Annotated in this window: 18 protein-coding genes and 1 pseudogene; 9 read left to right on the top strand and 10 right to left on the bottom strand. The window is 69.4% G+C overall.

The genetic code is table 11. The annotated features are described in order from the left end of the window. Window positions 1-33 precede the first annotated feature (33 nt). Complete coding sequence (locus tag A9977_RS19905) at window positions 34-2,310, top strand: DUF6351 family protein (RefSeq protein ID WP_183026611.1); 2,277 nt, start codon at window positions 34-36, stop codon at window positions 2,308-2,310. Here A9977_RS19905 and A9977_RS19900 read toward each other — a convergent pair. From A9977_RS19900 to A9977_RS19890, 3 genes and pseudogenes are all read right to left on the bottom strand, one after another. After that, a complete protein-coding gene (locus A9977_RS19900; RefSeq protein ID WP_183026610.1) occupies window positions 2,304-5,117 on the bottom strand; it encodes a nitrate reductase in 2,814 nt (937 codons plus the stop codon). The two genes, A9977_RS19905 and A9977_RS19900, sit on opposite strands and share 7 nt — an antisense overlap. A gap of 269 nt (window positions 5,118-5,386) precedes the next feature. After that, a pseudogene (locus tag A9977_RS19895) lies at window positions 5,387-6,607 on the bottom strand (NAD(P)/FAD-dependent oxidoreductase); the annotation flags it as partial. A gap of 239 nt (window positions 6,608-6,846) precedes the next feature. Then, window positions 6,847-7,824 (bottom strand): LysR family transcriptional regulator, encoded by a 978-nt coding sequence (locus tag A9977_RS19890; RefSeq protein WP_183026608.1) that lies wholly within the window; start codon window positions 7,822-7,824, stop codon window positions 6,847-6,849. Between the two features lie 88 nt (window positions 7,825-7,912). On the opposite strand from A9977_RS19890, the gene A9977_RS19885 reads away from it, so the two are divergent. From A9977_RS19885 to A9977_RS19875, 3 genes are all read left to right on the top strand, one after another. After that, on the top strand, window positions 7,913-8,569 hold the full coding sequence (locus A9977_RS19885) for an RraA family protein (protein WP_183026607.1): 657 nt from the start codon (window positions 7,913-7,915) through the stop codon (window positions 8,567-8,569). A 63-nt stretch (window positions 8,570-8,632) separates the two neighbouring features. Next, window positions 8,633-9,616 (top strand): tripartite tricarboxylate transporter substrate binding protein, encoded by a 984-nt coding sequence (locus A9977_RS19880; RefSeq protein WP_183026606.1) that lies wholly within the window; start codon window positions 8,633-8,635, stop codon window positions 9,614-9,616. A gap of 2 nt (window positions 9,617-9,618) precedes the next feature. Further along, window positions 9,619-10,266, top strand: a complete 648-nt coding sequence (locus A9977_RS19875; protein WP_183026605.1) for a 4-carboxy-4-hydroxy-2-oxoadipate aldolase/oxaloacetate decarboxylase — start codon at window positions 9,619-9,621, stop codon at window positions 10,264-10,266. Between the two features lie 13 nt (window positions 10,267-10,279). Here A9977_RS19875 and A9977_RS19870 read toward each other — a convergent pair whose 3' ends face one another. From A9977_RS19870 to A9977_RS19855, 4 genes are all read right to left on the bottom strand, one after another. Continuing rightward, window positions 10,280-11,092 (bottom strand): ABC transporter ATP-binding protein, encoded by an 813-nt coding sequence (locus tag A9977_RS19870; protein WP_183026604.1) that lies wholly within the window; start codon window positions 11,090-11,092, stop codon window positions 10,280-10,282. After that, window positions 11,089-12,000, bottom strand: coding sequence for a nitrate ABC transporter permease (gene ntrB, locus A9977_RS19865; protein WP_183026603.1), 912 nt, complete (start codon window positions 11,998-12,000; stop codon window positions 11,089-11,091). Before ntrB ends, A9977_RS19870 begins: the two co-directional genes overlap by 4 nt. A gap of 10 nt (window positions 12,001-12,010) precedes the next feature. After that, on the bottom strand, window positions 12,011-13,255 hold the full coding sequence (locus A9977_RS19860) for a CmpA/NrtA family ABC transporter substrate-binding protein (RefSeq protein WP_183026602.1): 1,245 nt from the start codon (window positions 13,253-13,255) through the stop codon (window positions 12,011-12,013). Between the two features lie 288 nt (window positions 13,256-13,543). Next, on the bottom strand, window positions 13,544-14,797 hold the full coding sequence (locus A9977_RS19855; RefSeq protein WP_183026601.1) for a nitrate regulatory protein: 1,254 nt from the start codon (window positions 14,795-14,797) through the stop codon (window positions 13,544-13,546). A 93-nt stretch (window positions 14,798-14,890) separates the two neighbouring features. On the opposite strand from A9977_RS19855, the gene tsaD reads away from it, so the two are divergent. After that, window positions 14,891-15,946 (top strand): tRNA (adenosine(37)-N6)-threonylcarbamoyltransferase complex transferase subunit TsaD, encoded by a 1,056-nt coding sequence (gene tsaD, locus A9977_RS19850; RefSeq protein WP_183026600.1) that lies wholly within the window; start codon window positions 14,891-14,893, stop codon window positions 15,944-15,946. Between the two features lie 9 nt (window positions 15,947-15,955). Here the strand turns inward: tsaD and A9977_RS19845 are convergent, their stop codons facing one another. The 3 genes from A9977_RS19845 to A9977_RS19835 all read right to left on the bottom strand — a co-directional run bounded on the left by A9977_RS19845 (window position 15,956) and on the right by A9977_RS19835 (window position 17,923). Beyond that, the gene (locus tag A9977_RS19845) at window positions 15,956-16,543 is read right to left on the bottom strand and encodes a phospholipase D family protein (protein ID WP_183026599.1); all 588 of its coding nucleotides are present in this window, start codon (window positions 16,541-16,543) and stop codon (window positions 15,956-15,958) included. 79 nt (window positions 16,544-16,622) lie between these two features. Then, window positions 16,623-17,270 (bottom strand): alpha/beta hydrolase, encoded by a 648-nt coding sequence (locus A9977_RS19840; protein WP_310936170.1) that lies wholly within the window; start codon window positions 17,268-17,270, stop codon window positions 16,623-16,625. 278 nt (window positions 17,271-17,548) lie between these two features. Then, complete coding sequence (locus A9977_RS19835) at window positions 17,549-17,923, bottom strand: Hsp20/alpha crystallin family protein (RefSeq protein WP_183026597.1); 375 nt, start codon at window positions 17,921-17,923, stop codon at window positions 17,549-17,551. Window positions 17,924-18,039: 116 nt separating this feature from the next. Here A9977_RS19835 and A9977_RS19830 point away from each other — a divergent pair, with 116 nt between their 5' ends. The 4 genes from A9977_RS19830 (at window position 18,040) to pnp (ending at window position 23,675) form a co-directional block, all read left to right on the top strand. Next, on the top strand, window positions 18,040-19,323 hold the full coding sequence (locus A9977_RS19830) for a branched-chain amino acid ABC transporter substrate-binding protein (protein WP_183026596.1): 1,284 nt from the start codon (window positions 18,040-18,042) through the stop codon (window positions 19,321-19,323). Between the two features lie 19 nt (window positions 19,324-19,342). After that, window positions 19,343-20,506, top strand: coding sequence for a pyridoxal phosphate-dependent aminotransferase (locus A9977_RS19825; RefSeq protein WP_183026595.1), 1,164 nt, complete (start codon window positions 19,343-19,345; stop codon window positions 20,504-20,506). A gap of 390 nt (window positions 20,507-20,896) precedes the next feature. Next, the gene (gene rpsO / locus A9977_RS19820) at window positions 20,897-21,163 is read left to right on the top strand and encodes a 30S ribosomal protein S15 (RefSeq protein WP_183026594.1); all 267 of its coding nucleotides are present in this window, start codon (window positions 20,897-20,899) and stop codon (window positions 21,161-21,163) included. A 217-nt stretch (window positions 21,164-21,380) separates the two neighbouring features. Beyond that, window positions 21,381-23,675: a polyribonucleotide nucleotidyltransferase gene (gene pnp / locus A9977_RS19815; protein WP_183026593.1), complete on the top strand. Its 2,295-nt coding sequence runs from the start codon at window positions 21,381-21,383 to the stop codon at window positions 23,673-23,675. The last annotated feature ends 42 nt before the right edge of the window (window positions 23,676-23,717 follow it).

Below are 23,717 nucleotides of genomic sequence, written 5' to 3'. Positions count from 1 at the left end.
GTCGCGCCTTTGTCCATTGGCCGGAGACCTCCCATGACACCCTGTTCGCCACCCTCCAGACGCCTGCTGCGGCCGCTGGCCCTGAGCCTGGCGGCGCTGCTGCTCGTGAGCTGCGGCGGCGGCAGCGGCAACGGCAACAGCGCCGGGCCCGACGTGGTGGCGCCCGGCGGCAACGGCAATGGCGGCGACCCCGGGACGCCGCCCGTGGTGGCGACCTTGACGCTGAGCAGCCTGTCGAGCCGCGCCGACATGGTGACCGGCGGCGACGCGCTGGTGCAGGTCGCGCTGCCCGCGGGCGTGGCCGCGGCCGACGTGCGCGTGACGCGCAACGGCGAGGACGTCAGCGCGGCCTTCAGCGCGCAGGCCGACGGGCGCTCGCTGCGCGGCCTGGTGGCGGGCCTGGCGCAGGGCGAGAACACGCTCGCGGCGAGCGCGGGCGACAAGGCCGCCGGCAAGCTGGTGCTGACCAACCACCCGATCACCGGGCCGGTGTTCTCGGGCGCGCACCTCCAGCCCTTCGAGTGCCGGACCGTTGAGTCGTCGCTGGGCGCGCCGCAGGACGCGGACTGCTCGGTCGCCACGCGCTACGACTGGTTCTACTTCGATGCGGCCGGCAACCGCAAGCCGCTGGCCGATCCGCTCGGTCCGCGCCCCGTCGACCTCGCCACCACCACCACGCAGGACGGCAGGACCGTGCCCTTCATCGTGCGCGTCGAGTCGGGCACGATCAACCGCTCGATCTACCGCATCGGCGTGCTCGACGATCCCGTCGAGGTCGATCGCTGGAACCCGGCCGGCTGGAACGGGCGCATCGTGTTCCGCTTCGGCGAATCGACCGCGGCGCAGTACAACCAGGGCTCGAACAGCCTGAGCGAGGTGTTCAAGGCCGACACGACCGACCGGCAGAGCCTCTATGCGCTGGGGAAGGGCTATGCCTACGTGCTGTCCACGCTCAACATCAACAAGGTCAATGTCAACGATGTGCTGGCGGCCGAGACCGCGATGATGCTGCGTGAACACATCGCCAAGCGCTACGGCCTGCCGCGCTGGATGGTGGGAATGGGCGGTTCGGGCGGCGCGATCCAGCAGCTGCTGATCGCGCAGAACTACCCGGGCATCCTCGACGGCCTGATGCCCGATGCGGCCTTCCCCGATGTCTTCAGCACCGCGCTCGCGGTCTCGGACTGCCGGCTGCTCCACACCTACTTCACCAACACGGCGAGTCCGGGCTATCCCTTCAGCGACGCCAAGCGCAAGGCCGTCGAAGGGCACCTCAAGAACACCTGCGCGAACTGGAGCGCGGGCAATGGCGACGCGGTGCTGGCCACCAGCGGCTCGGTCACGCCGGCCTGCGGCCTGATCGATTCGACCCAGGTCTACCACCCCGTGACCCACCGCAACGGCGCGCGCTGCACCGTGTACGACATCAACGCCAAGTCGCTGGGCGTCGATCCGGCCACCGGCATCGCGCGCCGGCCGCTCGACAACGTGGGCGTGGCCTACGGGCTGGAGGCGCTCCGGAAGGGCCAGCTCTCGGTCACCGAGTTCCTGGACCTCAACGAGAAGGTCGGCGGCTTCGATGCCGACGGCAACCTCTCGGCGCAGCGCACCGTGGCCGATGCCGAAGGACTGGCGCGGGCCTACACGCTGGGCCGCATCGGCAGCGGCGGCGGCGGGCTGGCCACCGTGCCGATGCTGGGGCTGCACCCCTATGCCGAGCCGGGCGCCGACATCCACACCATCTACAACGACCTCAAGATCCGCGCGCAGCTGCAGCAGGCCAACGGCCGTTCGGACAACCAGGTGATCTGGCTGTTCCCGAATCCGGCACTCGCGGCGCTGATCAGCCTGCCGGGCCAGGTCGCGCCGCTGACCGCGCTGCTGCGCGACACGCTGTTCGCGCGGCTGGACCTGATGGCCCAGTGGCTCGATGCCATCACCGGCGACGCCGCGCCGCTCACCGCCGACAAGGTGGCGCGCCTCAGGCCCGCCGATGCGGTCGACGCCTGCTGGGACGTGCGCAACAGCGCGCGCATCAACGAGACCGCGAGCTACGACGGCGCCGGGACCTGCAACACGCTCTACCCCAAGACCCCGGCGCCGCGCATGGTGGCGGGCGGGCCGCTGGCGGACAACGTGGTCAAGTGCCAGCGCAAGCCGCTGCGCGACGAGGACTTCCTCGCGGCGCCGGCGGTGTTCAGCCCGGCCGAGAAGCTGCGGCTGGAAGCGATCTTCCCCGACGGGGTCTGCGATTTCTCCAAGCCCGGCGTCGGCCAGGCGGCATTGAAGGGAACCTGGCTGCGCTACTGAGCGGCTTCGGCGGGCGCCGCGGTCGGCAGGTGGAGCCGCACCATGCGGCGCAGCTCGGGCACGCAGGAGCCGCACTGCGTGCCGCACTTCAGCGTAGCCTGCAGATGGGCCAGCCGTGCGTCGGCGTGGCCCTCGCAGCGTGAGAGCTCGGCGCGGATCGCCAGGTCGCTCACGTCCAGGCAGTTGCACACCGGCTTGCCGCGCGAGGCCAGCGCCGTCGGCGGCGTGGCGCCGGGCGACAGCAGCGCGCGGCCGTAGTGCTGCGCGGCCAGTTCCTCGCGCAGCAGCGTGCCGAGCCAGGCGCCGGCGCGCGTGTCGCCGCCCAGCAGGAAGGCTTCGAGGCCGGCCGTGCCATCGGCCCGCAGCACGAGCCGTGCGGCACGGCGCTGGCCGCGCTGGCGGTCGAGGTAGCGCAGCGTGCGCGGGTCCTGCAGGCCCATCAGCGTTTCGATCCGGTCGAGCAGCGCATCGTCCGGCGCGTGCGCGGCCGCCGCGCGGAACAGCAGGCCGCTGCGCGCCGTGCCCGCGCCGAAGGGCACGCAGCTCGCGAAGCCGAACTTCGCCATCAGGGGCATGAGCGCACGGCGCGTCGACAGGGCGGTGTCGTTCGGCAGCCAGGCCATGGCCAGCAGCGACCACGGCAGCTCGGCCCGGTCGATGCGCACGGCCGCGTGCTTGAGCTCCGGCTGCTTCGAATCGGGGCAGAAGGCCGGGTTGCTGAGCGCATTCACGCCGGCCAGGCGGCGGCCCTGGTCGTCGTGCCCGCTCAGCGCCTCCTCGCCCCAGTGCATCGCGATGAAGCTCTGGCCGGGGCCGATGTCGGTGCTGGCCTGTGCGGGCAGCACGATGGCCCCGCGCCGGGACGCGACCCGCACCAGCTCGCCGTCGCCGATGTGGCGGCGCGCCATGTCCTGGGGATGCATCTGCACCGCGGGCTCGGGCGCATGGCCGTACAGCCGCCCCAGGGTGCCGGTGCGGCTCATGCCGTGCCACTGGTCGCGCAGCCGCCCGGTGTTGAGCGAGAAGGGGAAAGCCGCATCGGGGGCTTCGGCGACAGGTCGGTAGGCCGCGTCGAAGAAGCGGGCGCGGCCATCGGGCGTGGCGAACACGCCGTCTTCGTAGAGGCGCGCGCGGCCCGTCGAACGGCCTTGCGGCAGCGGCCATTGCTGCGGGCCGTTGGCATCGAGCATCGCCCAGCTCAGGCCCGTGATGTCGAGGTCGCGGCCGCGTGTGCTCTCGCGATGCTCGTTCCAGATCGCCTCCGCGCCCGTAGCGCTGTCGAGCGCATAGGGGAACAGGGTGCGGCGGCCGCGCACCGGCAGCCGCGCCTCGAGCCGCTGCGCGAAGTCGGCCGCGGCCGACCAGTCGTGCCGCGTCGCGCCGGGGGCCGACACGGCCGGGCGCACGCGCGAGATCCGGCGCTCGCTGTTGGTCACGGTGCCGAGCTTCTCGCCCCAGGTGGTGGCCGGCAGCAGCAGGTCGGCGAAGGCGCAGGTCGCGGTGGTGGCGAAGGTTTCCTGCACGATGACGAACTCGCAGCGCTCGAGCGCGCGGCGCACGGTGGCTTGGTCGGGCATCGATTGCGCGGGGTTGGTGCAGGCGATCCACAGCGCGCGGATCTCGCCGTCGGCCGCGGCCTGGAACATCTCGACCGCGGTTTTGCCCGGCACCGACGGGATGTCCGGCACGCCCCACAGTGCGGCGACCTCCGCGCGGTGCGCCGGGTTCGCCAGGTCGCGGTGCGCCCCCAGCAGGTTGGCCATGCCGCCCACCTCGCGGCCGCCCATCGCGTTGGGTTGACCCGTGAGCGAGAAGGGGCCGGCACCGGGCCGGCCGATCTGCGCCGTGGCCAGGTGCAGGTTGATCAGCGCCGCGTTCTTGGCCGTGCCCGCGGACGACTGGTTGAGGCCCTGGCAGTAGAGGCTCAGCGTCGCGGCCGAGGTGGCGAACAGGCGCGCGGTTTCCAGCAGGTCGCTGGGGTCGATGCCGCAGGTCTGCGCGACGCGCTCGGGCGTGCAGTCGCGCACGGTCTGTGCCAGGGCCTCGAAGCCGCTGGTGTGGGCGGCGATGTAGCCGGGCTGCGTCCAGCCCTCACGCAGCATCAGGTGCAGCAGGCCGTGGAACAGCATCACGTCGGTGCCGGGCCGGATCGCGAGGTGCAGGTCGGCGATCTCGCAGGTGTCGGTGCGGCGCGGGTCGACCACCACGATCTTCAGCGCCGGGTTGGCGCGCTTCGCGTCCTCGATGCGGCGGAACGCGATCGGGTGGGCCCAGGCCGTGTTGCTGCCCACGATGAACAGGCATTGCGCCGCGTCGAAGTCCTCGTAGCAGGCGGGCGGCGCGTCGGCGCCCAGCGTCTTCTTGTAGCCCGCGACCGCGCTGCTCATGCACAGGCGCGAGTTGGTGTCGATGTTGTTGGTGCCGATCAGGCCCTTGGCCAGCTTGTTGAAGACGTAGTAGTCCTCGGTCAGCAGCTGGCCCGAGAGGTAGAAACCGACCGCGTCGGGGCCGTGGTCGCGGATCACCTGCGCGAAGGTGTCGACGGCCTGCGTCAGCGCGTCGTGCCACGTGATCTTCGCGGGTGTGGCACCGCGTCCGGCGCGCCGCATGGGGTGCAGCAGCCGCGTCTGCATCGTGACCTCGGCGGTCGCGGTGAGATGCAGCGTCGCACCCTTGGTGCAGAGCCGCCCGAAGTTGGCCGGATGGTCCGGGTCGCCGCGCACGCCGGTGATCTGGGCGCCCTCGGATTCGATGACCACGCCGCAGCCGACGCCGCAGTAGGGGCAGGTGGATCGGGTTTCAGCCATGGCTGGCGCTCCCTGCGACGTCCGCCCGGCAGGGAGCACGGGCCGTTCGACCCCACTGCGCCGGCCCTTCGGGCTTCCTTGCGGTGCTCGCCTTTCGCGGGGTCTCGCTCGAACTCGCTGCGCTCAGACAATCGCGAGCCCTGATCCGCGAAAGGCTGCGCGCCTCAGCGGCGCAGAGGGGATCGCCCGACCCGCACCCCCTGCCGGGCTCGGGCGATGTGTGGCTCCCGTATCCCGAGGGAAAAGACGCGGCAGCTTCAGCCATGCACTTCCCCAAACATCAACCGGTCCCGGATGCCCTGCACATCGCTCGCTTCGCGCAGCAGCCGCAGGTACCAGCCGCCGTCCGCCGTGTCGCCGTAGAGGCAGGCGCCGACCAGTCTGTCGTCCTTGATCACCAGCTTCTTGTAGACGCCGCCAAGGGGGTCGCTCAGCACGATCGCCTCAGTGCCTTCGCCGCCCATGAAGTCGCCCGCGCTGAACAGTTCGATGCCGGTCACCTTGAGTTTGGTCGAGACGAGCGAGCCCAGGTAGCGGCCGTAGCCCATCCGGGCCAGGTGGTTGGCGGCCACGCGTGCCTGCTCGAACAGCGGCGCGACCAGGCCGTAGGCGACACCGCGGTGGGCCGCGCATTCGCCCACCGCATAGATGCGCGCATCGGTCACGGTCTGCAGCGTGTCGGTCACGACGATGCCGCGCTCGCAATGCAGGCGCGCCGACTCGGCCAACTGCACGTTGGGGCGGATGCCCACGGCCATCACCACCAGGTCGGCGGGGGCCTCGGTGCCGTCCTTGAAGCGCACGGCCGTCACGCGGCCGTCGGCGTCGCCCACCAGTTCCTGCGTGTGGGCGTTGAGCCTGAAGTTCAGTCCGCGCGCCTCCAGCGAGCGGCGCAGCAGGCCGGCCGCCGCCTCGTCGAGCTGGCGGTCCATGAGCCAGCCGTGCACATGCACCACCGTCACCCGCATGCCGCGCAGCATCAGGCCGTTGGCAGCCTCGAGCCCCAGCAGGCCGCCGCCGATCACGACCGCGTGCGTGTGGGTCTTGGCGGTGTCGATCATGGCCTGCGTGTCGGCGATGTCGCGGTAGGCGATCACGCCCGCCAGGTCCTTGCCCGGCACCGGCAGCATGAAGGGGTGGGAGCCGGTGCACAGCAGCAGGCGGTCGTATTCGGCTTCGGTGCCGTCGTCGGCGCGCACGATGCGCTTCACGCGGTCGATCGCGACCACCTTGCGGCCCGGGTGCACGGTGATGCCGTTCGCCGCGTACCACGACCAGGGGTTGAGCACGATCTCGTCCAGCGTCTGTTCGCCCGCGAGCACCGGCGACAGCATGATGCGGTTGTAGTTGGGATGCGGCTCGGCGCCGAAGACCGTGATGTCGTAGAGCGACGGATCGATCCCGATCAGCTCCTCGAGCGTGCGCACGCCGGCCATGCCGTTGCCGACCAGCACCAGCTTCTGTCTCTTCTGCTTCACGCGCATGTCCATGGTGGATCTCCGTGGCCTGTCCTGGAAACGAAAAAGCGTCCGCACCACCCGTGCAGCCTGCGGCTGGAGGGTCATGCGGACGCCTTTGTCCTGTGGATCCCCGCGGCGTCATTGCCGCAGGCGGATCGTCACGGAATATCACGCAAGGCCTGTGCCAGCCAGCGCCTCCGGCAGCGCGCGCCCGGCCGGTCGAAGTGCCTTGCGCTGGTGCGCTCGCGCGCGTGCTTGGTGCGTCCAGCTCAGGGACGGCGGCGCTTGGCGGGCGGCCGTGCTGCGGGCACGGCGGTCGGCGCTGGCGCAAGGCCGTGGGACGGTGCGAGTCCCAATTGGACCGTGGCCTCCTGCAGCAGCGCGACGAAGGGGTCCACGAACGCATGCCTGCCCACGTCCGGCATGACGGTCACCACGGTCGTGGTGGCGTCCAGATCCTCGACGGCGTGGAATTCCACGTCCTTGCGTGCGTTCGGCGCCACCGATGCACCGACCAGCGTGACGCCCAGCCCTGCCGCAACCAGCCCCAGCGCGGTATGGATCTCCATCGCCTCGTGCTGCACCGTCAGCGGCGCGCCCCGCTGTTCGGCCGCGGCCAGCACCTGGGCCGCGTAGCGGGTCTTGGGGTCCCGGGGATAGCTGATGAAGGGGTAGCGCGCCAGTTCGGCCAGGGTCAGGGGGGCGCTCGCATCGGCCCGGATGCCGAGGGGCAGGGCCGCGAGCAGGGGCTCCTCGAACAGCGTGCAGGTGCTGAAGCCCGGCGGCGGCGGGACCGGCTCGATGAAGCGGGCGATGCCCAGGTGCACCTTGCCGCTTTCCATCTGGGCGGGCTGGTGTTCCGCCAGCAGTTCGACCATCTCCAGCCGCACATCGGGATAGGCCTCGCGAAAGCGGCGCACCGCCACCGGCAACACCGAGAGCATCACCGAACGGGTGAAGCCCACGCCCAGCCAGCCCTGCCGGGCCGAGGCCACGCGGCGGGCGTCGCCTTCGAGGCGGCGTGTCTGGGCCAGCAGCTCCTGCGCGCGCGGCAGCAGGAACTTGCCCAGCGGCGTGAGCGGCATCGGGCGCGTGCTGCGGTCGAACAGCTGGCCGCCCAGGTCCGACTCGAGCTGGGACACGCTCATGCTGATGGCGGTCGGGGCCACGAAGAGGCGCTGGGCCGCCTGGACGGCGGAGCCGCCCTGGGCCATTTCGCAGAAATACTGGAGTTGTCGTAAGTTCATTTTTATTGAGCATATAGCCAAAATTCGCTGCTTTGTTCTGGATTTATGCCGTTCTAGACTCATCGGCATGCAAGAACACGTCCTCTCCATGCCAGCGTCCCTCGACGACGCGGCCCGTTCGCTCACCACCGCCGAAATCTCCGATGCGCTCGATGCGCTGCGGCTCCCGGGCAGCGCCCTGGGCATCCGCCATGTGGCCGGCGCCAAGAAACTGATGGGGCCGGCCTTCACGGTCCGGCTGGTGCCGATCTCGCGCGACGTCCCAGGCACCGTGGGCGACTTCATCGACGATGTGCCGCCGGGCGCGGTGGTCGTGGTAGACAACGGCGGCCGCCCGGACTGCACGGTCTGGGGCGGCATCCTGAGCCAGGTGGCGGCCCGGCGCGGCGTGGGCGGCACCGTCGTCCACGGTGCCTGCCGCGACATCGCCGAAGCCGACGCGGCCGGCTATGCGCTCTACGCCTCGGCCTCCTTCATGCGCACCGGCAAGGACCGGGTGCAGGTGGAGGCGGTCAACGGTCCGGTGTCCCTGGGCGACGTGCGTGTGATGCCCGGCGACCTGGTCTGCGGCGATGCCGACGGCGTGGTCGTGGTTCCGGCCTCGCGTGTGGAAGCGGTGCTGGCCAAGGCGCTGCACACGCGGGAACGGGAGCAACGCATCCTGGACGCGGCACTGGACGGCGTGCCCCTGCGGGAGGCGCGCCAGCAGTTCGGCTACCACACGCTGCAGCGGCCCGGCCACTGAGCGCGCGCCCGACCCTGCGGCGCGGGGCGGGCCGATCGACATCCATTCCAGAGACAAAACACCATGACCGTTCGCAAGTTCGCCTTCCGCCTCGCCCATGCCGCCGCGGCGCTCACCCTGGTCGCCAGCGCCCACGCGGCCGGCGCGCCCTTCCCGTGCAAGACCCTCACCCTCGTGTCGCCTTACCCGCCCGGCGGCACCACCGACATCCTGGCCCGCCTCGTCGCGCCCGGCATGGCGGCGGCGCTGGGCGCGACCGTGATCGTCGACAACCGGGGCGGGGCCAGCAGCAACATCGGCACCGAGTTCGTGGCCCGCGCGCAGCCCGACGGCTGCACCGCGCTGCTGGGCAACAACACGGGCGTGGTCATCAACCGCAACCTCTACGAGCTGCGCCTGGACCCGGTCAAGGCGCTGGTGGGGGTGGGTGCGGTGGCCTCGGTGCCGCTGCTGCTCTACGTCAACAGCGCGAGCGTGCCGGCCCGGGACCTGGGGGCGCTGGTGAAGCTGGTGAAGGCCGCGCCCGGCAAGTACGCCTATGCATCGGGCGGCGCGGGCAGCCCGCAGCATCTGGCGGGTGAACTGCTCAAGATCGATCGACAGCTGGACCTGCTGCACGTGCCCTACCGGGGGCAGGGACCGGCGATGACGGACGTGCTGTCGGGCCAGGTCGCGATGGCCTTCGAGACCACCACGGCCCTCGGGCCGCACCTGTCCGGCGGCCGGGTGCACGTGCTGGCGACCACGGCGGCCAAACGGGTCGACGGATTGCCCGAAGTGCCGACCATGAAGGAGGCGGGTTTCGACGACTTCGTGATCGAGAACTGGTATGGCGTGCTGGTGCCGTCGAAGACACCCGCGCCGGTGGTCAAGCAACTCAACGAGGCGCTGAACCAGGCCCTGCGCGCGCCCGCGGTGGCGAAGAAGCTCAAGGACATGGGCTCGACCGACGTCAGCGGCAGCGTCGAGGCATTCAACGGATTCATCCAGAAGGAAGTCCCTTACTGGACGACGGTGGTCAAGCGTTCCGGCGCAAAGGTGGATTGAAGATGGACACGACATGCACGCAAGCCCAGCTCGACGCACTGCGCCGCCTGGGGGCCGCCACGGTGTACGAGGCGCAGGGCGCCAAGGGCGCGCTCGACAGCGGGCTGAAGCCGCTCGATCCGGGCAGCGTCCTGGTGGGGCCGGCCTTCACCGTCGACGCCCGGCCCGCCGACAACCTGATCCTGCATCTGGCGGTGCAGAAGGCCCGCCCCGGCGATGTGCTGGTGGTGGACGCCAAGGCCTTCATGGAGGCCGGTCCCTGGGGCGACGTCCTGACGCTGCAGGCCATGCACAAGGGCATCGCGGGCCTGGTCATCAGCGGCTGCGTCCGCGACGCCAGCGCCATCGTGGGCCTGGGTTTCCCGGTCTTCTGCCGCGGCCTGTCGATCAAGGGCACGGGCAAGAACCAGCCGGGCGTGCTGAACGCACCGCTGGCCATGGGCGGGAGCTTGGTGCATCCGGGCGACATCGTGGTCGGCGACCGCGACGGCCTGGTCGTGGTGCCGCAGGACGAGGTGGCGGCGGCGCTGGCGAACAGCCTGGCGCGCGAAGACAAGGAGCGGGCGCAGCGCCTGGCCATCGAGCGCGGCACCTCGACGATCGAGCTGCTGGGCCTGCAGCCGGCGCTGGACCGACTCGGCCTGCGCTAGCGGGGAGGGCTCGTCAGGCCGCCTTCTCTACGTGGCCCTGTCGCGTGTAGAGGAAGTCGATCACCGCCTTGCGGCAGTGCACGTAGTCGCGGTCTTCGGCGAGTTCGACGCGGTTGCGCGGGCGCGGCAGATTCACCGGCAGCACCTCGCCGATGGTGGCCGAGGGGCCGTTGGTCATCATCACGATCCGGTCCGCCAGCAGCACGGCCTCGTCGACGTCGTGCGTGACCATCACCACCGTGCTGCGCGTCTTCTGCACGATCGCGAGCAGTTCGTCCTGGAGGCGGGCGCGGGTCAGCGCGTCGAGTGCGCCGAAGGGCTCGTCCATCAGCAGCACCTTGGGTTCCATCGCCAGCGCGCGAGCGATGCCCACGCGCTGCTTCATGCCGCCCGAGATCTCGCCGGGCCGCTTGTGGGTGGCGGGCGTGAGGCCCACCAGCGCCAGCGCGGCCTCGGTGCGCGCCTTGAGCTGGGCCTTCGATTCGGTGGCGGCGAACACCCGCTCCACGCCGAGGAAGATGTTCTCGTAGCAGCTGAGCCAGGGCAACAGCGAGTGGTTCTGGAACACCACCGCGCGTTCGGGGCCGGGCCCGGCGATCTCCTTGTTGGCGCACAGCAGCGTGCCCTGCGTGGGCTGGGTCAGGCCGGCGATCAGGTTGAGCAGCGTGGACTTGCCGCAGCCCGAGTGGCCGATCAGCGCCACGAACTCGCCCTTGGCGACCGTGAGGTGGATGTCGCGCAGCGCCTGGAAGCTGCCCTTGGGCGTCTTGAAGGTCTGTTCGACGTCGCTGATCTCGATGAAGCGGCTGTTCTGCAGTTCGTTCATGACTTCACCTCTTCGAACGTGAACGCGGTGGCGACCTTGATCAGCGCGAACTCGAGCACCAGCCCGACCACGCCGATCACGAAGATCGCGATGATGATGTTGGCGACGTTGAGGTTGTTCCACTCGTCCCAGACCCAGAAGCCGATGCCTACGCCGCCGGTCAGCATCTCGGCCGCGACGATCACCAGCCAGGCGGTGCCCACGGCCAGCCGCACGCCTGTCAGCATGTAGGGCAGCACGGCGGGGAACAGGATCCGGGTGAGGATCTTCCATTCGCTGAGGTTGAGCACCCGGGCCACGTTCATGTAGTCGGTGGGCACGCGCTGCACGCCGACCGCGGTGTTGATCACCATCGGCCAGATCGAGCAGATGAAGATGGTCCAGATCGCCGCCGGGTTGGCGCCCTTGAACACCAGCAGGCCGATCGGCAGCCAGGCCAGCGGCGAGACCGGCCGCAGCAGGCTGATCAGCGGGTTGAACATGCGCGCGAGGAACTCGAAACGGCCGATCGCGAAGCCCGCCGGAATGCCCACCAGCGCTGCCAGGCCGAAGCCCAGGGCCACGCGCTGCAGCGAGGCCAGCACGTTCCAGCCCACGCCCTGGTCGTTGGGGCCCTTGCTGTAGAACGGATCGGCGAACACGGCCAGCGCCTGCTTGCCCGTCACCAGCGGCGAGGGAAAACCGGTGCTGCTGTTCATGGCGATCAGCTCCCACACCAGCAGCAGCAGGCCGAAGCCGACCAGCGGCGGCAGCACGCGCATCCAGAAGGCGCGCAGGTCGAGGGGCCTGCGCGCCTTCTTCACGCGGGGCAGCGGATGGGGCGCGGGTTCAGCGCGCACGGCGCCTTCGCCCGCACGCGGCAGAGGAGGCGACGCATCGAGCGGCGAATGAAAGACGGCACTGACCATGGTGTTCTCCTCAGGCATGCAACTTGAAGGATTCGGCGTACTTCTTCGGCTCCCTGCCGTCCCACACCACGCCGTCCATCAGCTTGCTGCTGCGCATGGCCGAGGCGGGCACGGGGGTCTTGCTGGCCGTGGCGGCCTGCTTGTAGATGTCGATGCGGTTGATGTCGGTCGCGACCTTGAGGTAGTCCGGATGCTCCTTGAGCAGGCCCCAGCGCTTGTGCTGCGTGAGGAACCACATGCCGTCGGACAGGTAGGGGAAGTTCACCGCGCCGTCGTTGTAGAACTTCATGTGGTTCGGGTCGTCCCAGTTCCGGCCCATGCCGTTGGTGTAGCGGCCCAGGATGCGCTGGTTGATGGCGTCCACGCTGGTGTTGACGTAGCTCTTGTCGGCGATGGTCTCGGCCATCTTGTTCTTGTTCTGCAGGCCGGTGTCGATCCACTTGCCGGCCTCGAGGATCGCGGCGGTCACGGCGCGCGCGGTGTTCGGGTACTTCTTCACGAAGTCGGCGGTGCAGCCCAGCACCTTCTCGGGATGGTCCTTCCAGATGTCCTGGGTGGTGATGGCCGTGACCCCAATGCCGTCCATGATCGCGCGCTGGTTCCAGGGCTCGCCCACGCAGTAGCCGTCCATGTTGCCGATGCGCATGTTGGCCACCATCTGCGGCGGCGGCACCACGATGTTCTTCACGTCCTTGAACGGGTCGATGCCGGCCGAGGCGAGCCAGTAGTAGAGCCACATCGCGTGGGTGCCGGTGGGGAAGGTCTGGGCGAAGGTGTAGTCGCCCTTTTCCTTGGCGATCAGCTTGGCCAGCGAGGGCGCATCGACCGCTCCCTTGTCGGCCAGCTTCTTCGACAGCGTGATCGCCTGGCCGTTGTTGTTCAGGGTCATGAGCACCGCCATGTCCTTCTTCGGCCCGCTCACGCCCAGGTGCACGCCGTAGACCAGGCCGTAGAGCACGTGGGCCATGTCGAGGTCGCCGTTGACCAGCTTGTCGCGCACGCCGGCCCAGCTGGCCTCCTTGCTCGGCACGATCTTCACGCCGTACTTCCGGTCGATGCCCAGCACCGAGGCCATCACCACGCTCGCGCAGTCGGTCAGCGGGATGAAGCCGATCTTCACTTCCTCCTTCTCCGGCTTGTCGGAGCCCTGGGCATAGGCCAGCGCGCGCAGGGCGGGGTCGATGCCGGCGGCACCGAGGGCGGCGGCCTGCAGCACGTGGCGGCGGCTCAACTTCGTTTTCAGCAGATCGGACATGGGGCGGACTCCGGAAGAGATGGCAGGAACGGAAAACAAAAAAAAGGCGTCCGCATCGCGCAGGGCAGGCTCGAGAAAACGAGCCTCTGCGGGATACGGACGCCTTTGTCCGGTGCGGTGGGAGGCATCCGCCGTTGGATGCCGCCCGCCTGGAGACCTCGGGGGTCTGTGCCCAGTGCCACGCAAGCGCCGTGCCAGGGTGTACCTGCGGGACTACAGAGGAGGCGCCGTGACCTGTGCCCTGGTGACGGGCACGCTTCCAGTGCGCTGCACCATTTCGGGGGCGGCTCAGCCTTCGAGGTACTCGGCCATCGCGAGCACCGATTCGGCCACGTCGATCAGCCGGCGGTTCTGGTTCATCGCGGTCTGGCGCAGCATCTTGTGCGCCTCTTCCTCGCTCAGGCGGCGGTGCGCCATCAGCAGGCCCTTGGCGCGCTCGATCACCTTGCGCTCGTTGAGCGAGGCGCGCACGGTGTCGAGTTCGTCGCGCATGGCCTGCAGCCGCTGCGACTGGTCCTGCACCATGTCGAGGATCGAGCGCTCGAGCTGGCGGCCGTAGGGCGGCGTCCCCTCGGCCGCGCCGGCCGCCGCCTCGTCGAAGAAGGCGGTCGGGGGCAGGGGGGCTTGCGTCGCGAGCTGGGCCTGCAGCGCCTCGTGGGCCTGCAGCTCGGCGCGCGCATGGGCCGTCTTGGCCTCGCACAGCTGGTGCAGGTCGGCCGTGAGCCGCTCCTCGACGGTTTGCATGGCGTCGATGCGCCGCGTGCAGCAGTCGAACCAGACGGCGCTGAGTTCCGGGTCCAGCGCCGCGCCGGCCGGGGCCGCGCAGGCGATGCGGCGCAGCCGCTCGAGTTCGGCCGTCTGCGCGGGCGGCAGGCCGGCCAGCCATTGGGCTTCCAGGGCCGGGCCGGCGAAGCTGGAGAACACCTGGAAGCAGCGCTCCTGCGAGTCGATCAGGTGCAGCCAGCGCTGCTGGCGCTCGCCCTCGTTGCGACCGGAGGCGAAGGCCGCGCCGCCGCAGGCGCGCTCCTGGCCCGCGAACTCCTTGCCCTGCATGAAGTTGAACAGCGCGGCGAGCAGGCGCGAGATCTCGGGGTCGGTGGCGCCGTCGGCGGCTTCGAACACCACGCCCAGCAGGCCGGCCACCAGCTTGACGAAGGCGGCGGTGGCCTGTTCCGGCGGCAACTGCAGGCCGCCGATGCGCTGGCGCAGGCCGGGGAGGGCGTCCAGCCCGGGCAGCACGGCGGCGATGCGGCTGAACAGGCGCGCCCCGTTGTGCAGGCGGCGCGGGTCGGCTTCGAGCCGGTCGAAGCCGTCGCGCACCTGCTGCTCGAGGGCCTTGCAGGCCGCCACCTGGGCCGCCCGCTCCTCGGCGAAGCGGCGCCCGCCCGAACCCAGCAGGACGTTGGAGATGCCGCGTTCGCGCTGCAGGGCGTGGACCAGCCGCGCGATCGTCGCCACCAGCGCGCTGGTGCGGCCGAGCTGGTCGAGCGCGTCGATTTCGCAGCGCAGGGCGGCGATCAGGAATGTCAGTCCGGAGGTCATCGTGGGTCAGGGTGGGCGCGGTCGCGGGGCGGTCTCGCAGGGGCATGCAGCAACAACCGTGCCTCGAAAGCGGGCGCCCCCTACACTCGACCCATGCTCGTACTCGGAATCGAATCGTCCTGCGACGAAACCGGCGTGGCGCTGGTGGAAACGCAGGCAAACGCACTGCCGCGCCTGTGCGCCCACGCACTGCACAGCCAGATCACCATGCACCAGGCCTATGGCGGCGTGGTGCCCGAACTCGCCAGCCGCGACCACATCCGTCGCGTGCTGCCGCTGGCGCAGAGCGTGTTCGACGAGGCCGGCCGGCGGCTGGCCGACGTCGACGTCGTGGCCTACACCCGCGGCCCCGGCCTGGCGGGCGCGCTGCTGGTCGGCGCGGGCGTGGCCTGCGCGCTGGGCGCGGCGCTGGGCAAGCCGGTGCTGGGCGTGCACCACCTCGAGGGCCACCTGCTGTCGCCTTTCCTGAGCGCCGATGCGCCCGAGTTCCCCTTCGTGGCGCTGCTGGTGTCGGGCGGCCACACCCAGCTGATGCGGGTCGACGGCGTCGGCCGCTACCAGATGCTGGGCGAGACCATCGACGACGCCGCCGGCGAGGCCTTCGACAAGTCGGCCAAGCTCATGGGCTTGCCCTACCCAGGCGGCCCCTGGCTGGCCAAGCTGGCGGAGCAGGGCGACCCGGCCGCCTTCAAGCTGCCGCGGCCGTTGCTGCACAGCGGCGACCTCGACTTTTCCTTCGCCGGCCTCAAGACCGCGGTCATGACGCAGGCGCGCAAGCTCGGTGACGAACTCGAGGCCCGCAAGGCCGACCTGGCGGCGGCGACGCAGGCCGCGATCGTCGAAGTGTTGCTCAAGAAGAGCCTGGCGGCGCTGGCGCAGACCGGCCTGAAGCGGCTGGTGGTGGCCGGCGGGGTGGGCGCCAACCGCGACCTGCGCGCGCAACTCGACGCGGCCTGCGCCAGGCGCGGCGTGCGGGTGCACTACCCCGAACTGCACCTGTGCACCGACAACGGCGCCATGATCGCGATGGCCGCGGCGATGCGGCTGCAGGCCGGCATGCAGCGGCCGACCGAGGTCTACGCCTTCGACGTCAAGCCGCGCTGGCCGCTGGACAGCCTGGTGCGCACGCCCGAAGGCGCGGTGGCCTGAGCGCTTCGTTCAGGGCCGGTCTTCGCCGCCGCCCGTCTTGTCGAATCGCATGCCGGGCCGGTAGCGTTCCGACTCCTGCTGCAGCCGCTCGAACTCCTGCGCATAGGTGGCCGCCAGCTGCGGCCAGCCCCGGAACAGGTTGAAGTTCTCGGCGTTCTGCTGCGAGCCGGCGCGGGTGAAGTTCATCGAACCGAAGCCCACGGTGTCGGCGTCGACGAGCACGAACTTGTGGTGCATCACCGGGTAGCGCGCATCGATCCACAGCGGCACGCCCTGGTGGTGGAAGTAGGTCGCGCTCGAGTACTGGTGCGTGGCCTGCGAGCTGTCGAGCACCACCCGCACGTCGAGGCCGCGCGCATGGGCCTGCGCCACGGCCTTGGCGATCGTCGAGGAGGTGAAGAAGTAGCCGGCGATCCAGACCCGCCGGTGCGCCGCGTCCATGGCATGCGCGATGGCGCGGTCGGAGTCGGCGCCGGGCGAGAAGAAGACTTCGGCGCTGGCGCCGGAGGAGGGCAGCGGAACCGGATGGCCCGCGGCATGGACGGGCGCCGTCAGCGCCGCGGTGAGAAGAAGGGCGAGGCCTGGAAGGCACTTCATGTGATCGTTCTCCCTGAAGGTGCGGTCGCACCTCCGCGCCGCCCGGCGCCCATTGTGGGGCCGTGCGCGCCGGGAACGCTCAGGCGCAGGCGAGCAGTGCTTCGGTCTCTTCGTGCTTGGGCAGCGGCAGCACGTCGAGCATGCTGCGCCACAGACGCGACCACTGCGGCCAGTCGTGCCCGCCCTCGGTGGTGAACACATGGCCCTGCGGCAGCACCTCGGCCAGCAGCTGGTGGTTGGGCGCGAAGCGGTCGGCCAGGCCGTAGCCCAGGTAGAGCGGCGGCAGCGTGGCGGCGAGTTCGGGGCTCGCGTACTGCTGCAGCCAGGGCCAGAGCTTGCGGTCGACTTCGTCGTCGGACGGCTTCTCGGGCGCTTTCCAGGCCCGCAGGCCGCCGGCCTTCTGGATCTCGGCGCCGATCGGGCGGCGGCCCAGGTAGGGGGCCAGCACGACGATGCCGTCGATCAGGCCGGGTCGGGCCAGTTCGTGGGTGAGTGCGCCGAAGCCGCCGATCGAGATGCCCACCAGCCAGATCTTGCGGTAGCCGCCCTGGCGCGCCGGTGCCAGCACGTCATCGTGCAGGCGCTGCACGAAGCTCTGGTCGTAGTAGTAGGAGACGTTGGCATCGACCAGCATCACATCGGCCGCCACATCGTGGGCCCGCACGGCGCTCAGGAAACCCTCACGCTCGAACGCTTCGGGTTCGAGGAAGGCACCGGGGAGGAACACCAGAAGCGTGTCCGAGCGGGTGCCAGGGCGAGCGGCGTGTAAATGTGTGTCCAACGGTGACCCCTTGTATCGGGGCCCGCTGGAAGAGGAAGCTCAGCGGATCCGCGACTTCAAAATAGTAAAAAGGTTCTATAAAACATGCACTTACCGTGATGTTTTACATTCATTTCACATTGAAGCATAAAAAAACGACCACGAAATGTGGCCGTTTTGCGGATCGCCTGCTTTTGATTCGGATCAACGGCTTGACAGCGCTGCCTGAAAGCGGTGGATGGCGCTCAGTTGATGGTCAATGAGTGCACATTGCGCACCGGTGCCAGTTTGCCGAGCTTGAGCGACAGCACGCCGTTCTCGAGCTTGGCTTCGCTGGTGGCAGCATCGATTTCCTGCGGCAGCTCGTAGGCGGCCTTGAACTGGCGCTTGGCGTCGGCCTTGCTTTCGATGCGGACCACCGAGGCCTCGATGCCGATGCTGAGGTCGTCGCGCGACAGGCCGGGCACGTCGAGCGTGAGGGTCCAGCTGGTGTCGTCCTGCTCGACGTTGAGCGAGCGTTGCGCGCCGCTCACGAGGGCGTCGTTGACGAAGCGTTCGAAGCTGCGGTCGAGGCTGCGCGGAACGAAGCGGGCGGTGCGGACGGCGGGTGCGAAGAACATGGTGAAACTCCTGATGTACACGGCGGGACAAGAAGGTGTGTCCCTTACACTGCGCGGCCTTTGACATGAGTGCCGCTTGCTCCCCATCTAGGCATGGGGCCAGGCCTTTCAAGAGAATGAACCAGAGCTTTATTTGGCGCCGCCAGGCCTTGAAATTCGCCGCGTCGGCGCTATGCGCGGCGGCCCTGCCGGCGGTGGCCCAGGGCGCGGCGGCAGGCCCGATCCGGCTGGCCCTGATCGAAAGCATGAGCGGGCCTTTCGCCAACACCGGCGAGGCCGTGTTCCGCAACCTGCTCTGGGCGGTCGAGCGCGTGAACGCGCGCGGCGGTGTCAAGCTGCCGGGCGGCGCGCGCAGGCTGGAACTGGTGCGCTACGACAGCAAGGGCCAGAACGAGGAGGCCCTGTCGGCGCTGCGCGCCGCGATCGACGACGGCGCGCGCATCGTGCTGCAGGGCAACTCCTCGGCCACGGCCGCGGCGCTGCTGGACGCCATCGACAAGAACAACGAGCGCGACCCGCAGCGGCGCGTGCTGTTCCTCAACTACTCGGCCGTCGACCCGGTGCTGACCAACGAACGCTGCAGCTTCTGGCACTTCCGCTTCGACGCCCATGCCGACATGCGGGTGACGGCGCTGATGGACGTGGTCAAGGACGAGGCCGCGCTGCAGCGCGTCTACCTGATCGGCCAGGACTACAGCTTCGGCCAGGCGGTGCTGCGCGAGTCGCGGCGCCAGCTCGGCGTGCTGCGCCCGGACGTTCAGATCGTGGGCGACGAGCTGCATCCCATGGGCCGGGTCAAGGACTTCGCGCCCTATGCCAGCAAGATCCTCGCGAGCGGCGCGCAGGCGGTGGTCACGGGCAACTGGGGCAACGACCTCACGCTGCTGGTCAAGGCCGCGCGCGAGGCCGGCTTCAACGGCAGCTTCTACACCTTCTACGGCAACGCGCTGGGCGCGCCCGCGGCCATCGGCGATGCGGGCATCGGCCGGGTGATCGCGGTGGCCGACTGGCTGCCGAACGTGCAGACCGCGGCCTCGGAGGACTTCTACCGGGCCTTCCGCACCCGCTTCCCCAAGCCGTCGGAGGACTATGTGCACATGCGCATGCAGCTGGTGATCGAGGCGCTGGCGCAGGCCATGGAGCGCGCGGGCAGCGTCGACACGGTCGCCGTGGCGCGCGCCATGGAGCGGGCCGACGTCACGCTGGCCGGCCAGCGCGGCCGCATGCGCGCGGCCGACCACCAGTTCCAGCAGCAGCTGGTGGTGGGCGTGATGGACCGCCAGGGCGCGCCGGGTGTGAAGTTCGACGTCGAGGGCTCGGGCTACGGCTTCCGCGTGGTGAAGACCGTCGCGGCGGAGCGCGCGGAAATGCCTACCATCTGCAGGATGCAACGGCCCTGAGGGCCAGGAGAAACAAGACATGCGCCAAGCCATTCACGACCTCGAAGCCTCCAAGATCCGCGAGGTCGCCAACGCCGGCCTGGGCCGCGACGACGTGCTCGCCTTCTGGTTCGGCGAGAGCGACGAGGTCACGCCCGAGGTGGTTCGGCAGGCCGCGATCGACTCGCTGCAGAAGGGCGAGACCTTTTACGCCCACAACCTGGGCCTGCCCGAGCTGCGCGAAGCCATCGCGCGCTACACCAGCAGCCTGCATCCGGCGGTCGACGCCGGGCGCATCGCGGTCACCTCGGGCGGCGTCAGCGCGCTGATGCTGGCGGTGCAGGCGCTGGTCGATGCCGGCGACGAGGTGGTGGCGGTCACGCCCGTGTGGCCCAACCTGGTCGCGCAGCCCGCGATCATGGGCGCGACCGTTCGCACCGTGGCGCTCGAGCCGGTGGGCGGCGAGTGGACGCTGAACCTCGACGCGCTGCGCGTCGCCATCACGCCACGCACGAAGCTGCTGATCGTCAATGCGCCCAACAACCCGACCGGCTGGACGCTGACCCGCGACGAGCAGGCCGCCATCCTCGCCCATTGCCGCGACACCGGCACCTGGATCCTGGCCGACGAGGTCTACGAGCGCCTCTACTTCGAACCCACCGCCAAGGCCTGCGCGCCCAGCTTCCTGGACGTGGCGACGCCCGAGGACCGGCTGGTCGTGGCCCACAGCTTCTCCAAGAGCTTCCTCATGACCGGCTGGCGCCTGGGCTGGCTGGTGCTGCCTGCGTCGCTGATGGAGGGCATGGGCAAGCTGATCGAGTTCAACACCTCCTGCACCAGCGTCTTCACCCAGCGCGCCGGCATCGCGGCCATCGAACACGGCCCCGACATCACGCCCCGCGTCGTGGCGCACCTCAAGGCCTGCCGCGACGTGCTGGTGCCCCTGCTGGCCGAGATCCCCGGCGTGCAGGTCGCGCCCGCCAAGGGCGGCATGTACGCCTTCTTCAAGCTCGACGGCTTCGACGACTCCCTGGCCGTCGCCAAGCGCCTGGTCACCGAAGCCGGCCTCGGCCTGGCCCCCGGCAACGCCTTCGCCCCCGAAGCCCAGGGCTGGCTGCGCTGGTGCTTCGCCTCCAGGGACCCCCAGCGCCTGGTCGAAGGCGTCGCCCGCCTCAAGACCTGGCTGCAAACCAACCGCCCCTGACCCCGTCCCCATAGCGAGGCCGAAGGCGAGCGTCCGTTCGTGGGATGCCGCGGAACCGGCTCCGCCGGGCCGCAGGCATCGCCCCCGTGAGGGGGAGGGCGAAGCGACACGAAGTGCGTCGCCCGCCTCGAGACCTGGCTGCAAAACAACCGCCCCTGACCCCGTCCCCACAGCGAGGCCGAAGGCGAGCGTCCGTTCGTGGGATGCCGCGGAACCGGCTCCGCCGGGCCGCAGGCATCGCCCCCGTGAGGGGGAGGGCAAGCGACACGAAGTGCGCGCCGCCTCGGGGGCGGGCTATAATCCCAGGGCTTTGCATGCCGCAAGGCGCACGGTGCATGCAGTTCCAGCGCACACCGCAAGTCAAACATCCCGGAACACAAGGAAAATCCAATGATCGCAGCCTCCATCAAGGCCGAAGTCGTCAAAGACAATGCCCGCGCCGCCAACGACACGGGCAGCCCGGAAGTGCAAGTCGCACTGCTGACCGCTCGCATCAACGAGCTGACCCCCCACTTCAAGACGCACGCCAAGGACCACCACGGTCGCCGCGGCCTGCTGCGCATGGTGAGCCGTCGCCGCAAGCTGCTGGACTACCTCAAGTCCCGCGATGCCGACCGCTACACCGCGCTGATCGCCAAGCTGGGTCTGCGCAAGTAATCCGGATCGCATGAAAAAAACGCCTGGGTTAGTCCGCTAGCTCAGGCGTTTTTTACTTCGCGATCAAGTTTCGGAGTGCCACAACAGAGCGAAGCTGTGTCATTCCAATGAAGTTCGAGGCCGAGCTTCACTGGAATGGCATCGTGTTCTGAGCGGCGCTCCAACCCCGCGGGTCCTGTCAATCCGACCGGTCGCCGCCCTACAACAGGAGCAAAACATGAGCCTCTTCAACAAAGTCACCAAGTCCTTCCAATGGGGCGACAAGACCGTCGTCCTGGAAACCGGTGAGATCGCCCGCCAGGCCAGCGGCGCCGTCAAGGTCGACATCGACGGCACCGTCGTGCTCGCCACCGTCGTGGCTTCGAAGTCGGCCAAGCCCGGCCAGGACTTCTTCCCGCTGACCGTCGACTACATCGAGAAGACCTACGCCGCAGGCAAGATCCCCGGCAGCTTCTTCAAGCGCGAAGCCAAGCCCAGCGAACACGAGACCCTGACCAGCCGCCTGATCGACCGTCCGATCCGCCCGCTGTTCCCCGAAGGTTTCCTGAACGAAGTGCACGTGGTCATCCACACGCTGTCGCTCAACCCCGAAGTCGACGCCGACATCGCCGCCATGATCGGCGTGTCCGCCGCGCTGTCGATTTCCGGCATCCCCTTCAGCGGCCCGATCGGCGCCGCCCGCGTGGGCTACATCAACGGCCAGTACGTGCTGAACCCGGGCCAGACCGCGCGCAAGGACTCGCAGATGGACCTGGTCGTCGCCGGCACCGAAGCGGCCGTGCTGATGGTCGAGTCCGAAGCGCTGCAACTGTCCGAAGAAGTCATGCTGGGTGGCGTGGTGTTCGGCCACGAGCAAGCCAACGTGGCGATCAACGCCATCCACGAACTCGTGCGTGACGCCGGCAAGCCGGTGTGGGACTGGGTCGCTCCGGCCGAAGACGAAGCCTTCGTCGCCAAGGTCAACGGCCTGGCCGAAGAGAAGCTGCGCGCGGTCTACCAGATCCGCAGCAAGCAGGCCCGCACGCAAGCCCTGCGCGAAGCCAATGCCGGCGTGCTGGCGGCCCTGAAGGAAAGCGGCGAGCCCTTCGACGCGGGCAAGGTCAGCGACCTGCTGTTCGCGATCGAATCGAAGATCGTGCGCAGCCAGATCCTCGAAGGCGAGCCCCGCATCGACGGCCGCGACACGCGCACCGTGCGCCCGATCGAGATCCGCAACTCGGTGCTGCCGCGCACCCACGGTTCGGCCCTGTTCACGCGTGGCGAAACCCAGGCGCTGGTCATCACCACGCTGGGCACCGAACGCGACGCACAGCGCATCGACGCGCTGGCCGGCGAGTACGAAGACCGCTTCCTGTTCCACTACAACATGCCTCCCTTCGCCACCGGTGAAGTGGGCCGCATGGGCTCGACCAAGCGCCGCGAAATCGGCCACGGCCGCCTGGCCAAGCGCGCGCTCGTCGCGGTGCTGCCGAACAAGGAAGAGTTCCCCTACACGATCCGTGTGGTGTCGGAAATCACCGAGTCCAACGGCTCCTCGTCGATGGCTTCGGTCTGCGGCGGCTGCCTGTCGATGATGGACGCCGGCGTGCCGATGAAGGCCCACGTGGCCGGCATCGCCATGGGCCTGATCAAGGAAGGCAACCGCTTCGCGGTGCTGACCGACATCCTGGGCGACGAAGATCACCTGGGTGACATGGACTTCAAGGTTGCGGGCACCACCAACGGCATCACCGCGCTGCAGATGGACATCAAGATCCAGGGCATCACCAAGGAAATCATGCAGGTCGCACTGGCGCAGGCCAAGGAAGCGCGCATGCACATCCTGGGCAAGATGCAGGAAGCCATGGGCGAGGCCAAGACCGAGGTCTCGAACTTCGCACCGCGCCTGTTCACCATGAAGATCAATCCGGAGAAGATCCGCGACGTGATCGGCAAGGGCGGCTCGGTGATCCGTGCGCTGACCGAGGAAACCGGCTGCCAGATCAACATCGACGAAGACGGCACCATCACCATCGCGTCGACCGATCCGGAAAAGGCCGAGGCGGCCAAGCAACGCATCGCGCAGATCACGGCGGAAGTCGAAATCGGCAAGGTGTACGAAGGCCCGGTCACCAAGATCCTGGACTTCGGCGCGCTGATCAACCTGCTGCCCGGCAAGGACGGCCTGCTGCACATCAGCCAGATCGCGCACGAACGCGTCGAGAAGGTGACCGACTACCTGAGCGAAGGCCAGATCGTCAAGGTCAAGGTGCTCGAGACCGACGAGAAGGGCCGCGTCAAGCTGTCCATGAAGGCCCTGACCGAGCGTCCGGCCGGCATGGAGTTCCAGGAACGCGCACCGCGCGAAGACCGTGGCGACCGTGGTGGCGAGCGCCGCGAACGTGGCGAGCGTCCCCCGCGCGGCGACCGCGCGCCGCGCTTCGAAGGCAACGGCGACCGCAACGGCGAGCCGCAGCAACAGCAGCCCGAGCAGTCGTCGCAAGACGCCCCGCGCGGCGACCATCAAGGTTGATGCGGATGCGGACGCAGCGGCCCGTGCCGCTTGCGTCCTTTT

It is taken from the genome of Variovorax sp. UMC13 (assembly GCF_014170375.1).
GTDB lineage: Bacteria > Pseudomonadota > Gammaproteobacteria > Burkholderiales > Burkholderiaceae_C > Variovorax.
The sequence above is the reverse complement of the archived record's forward strand: the minus strand, read 5'-3'. Positions and strand labels throughout refer to the sequence as shown.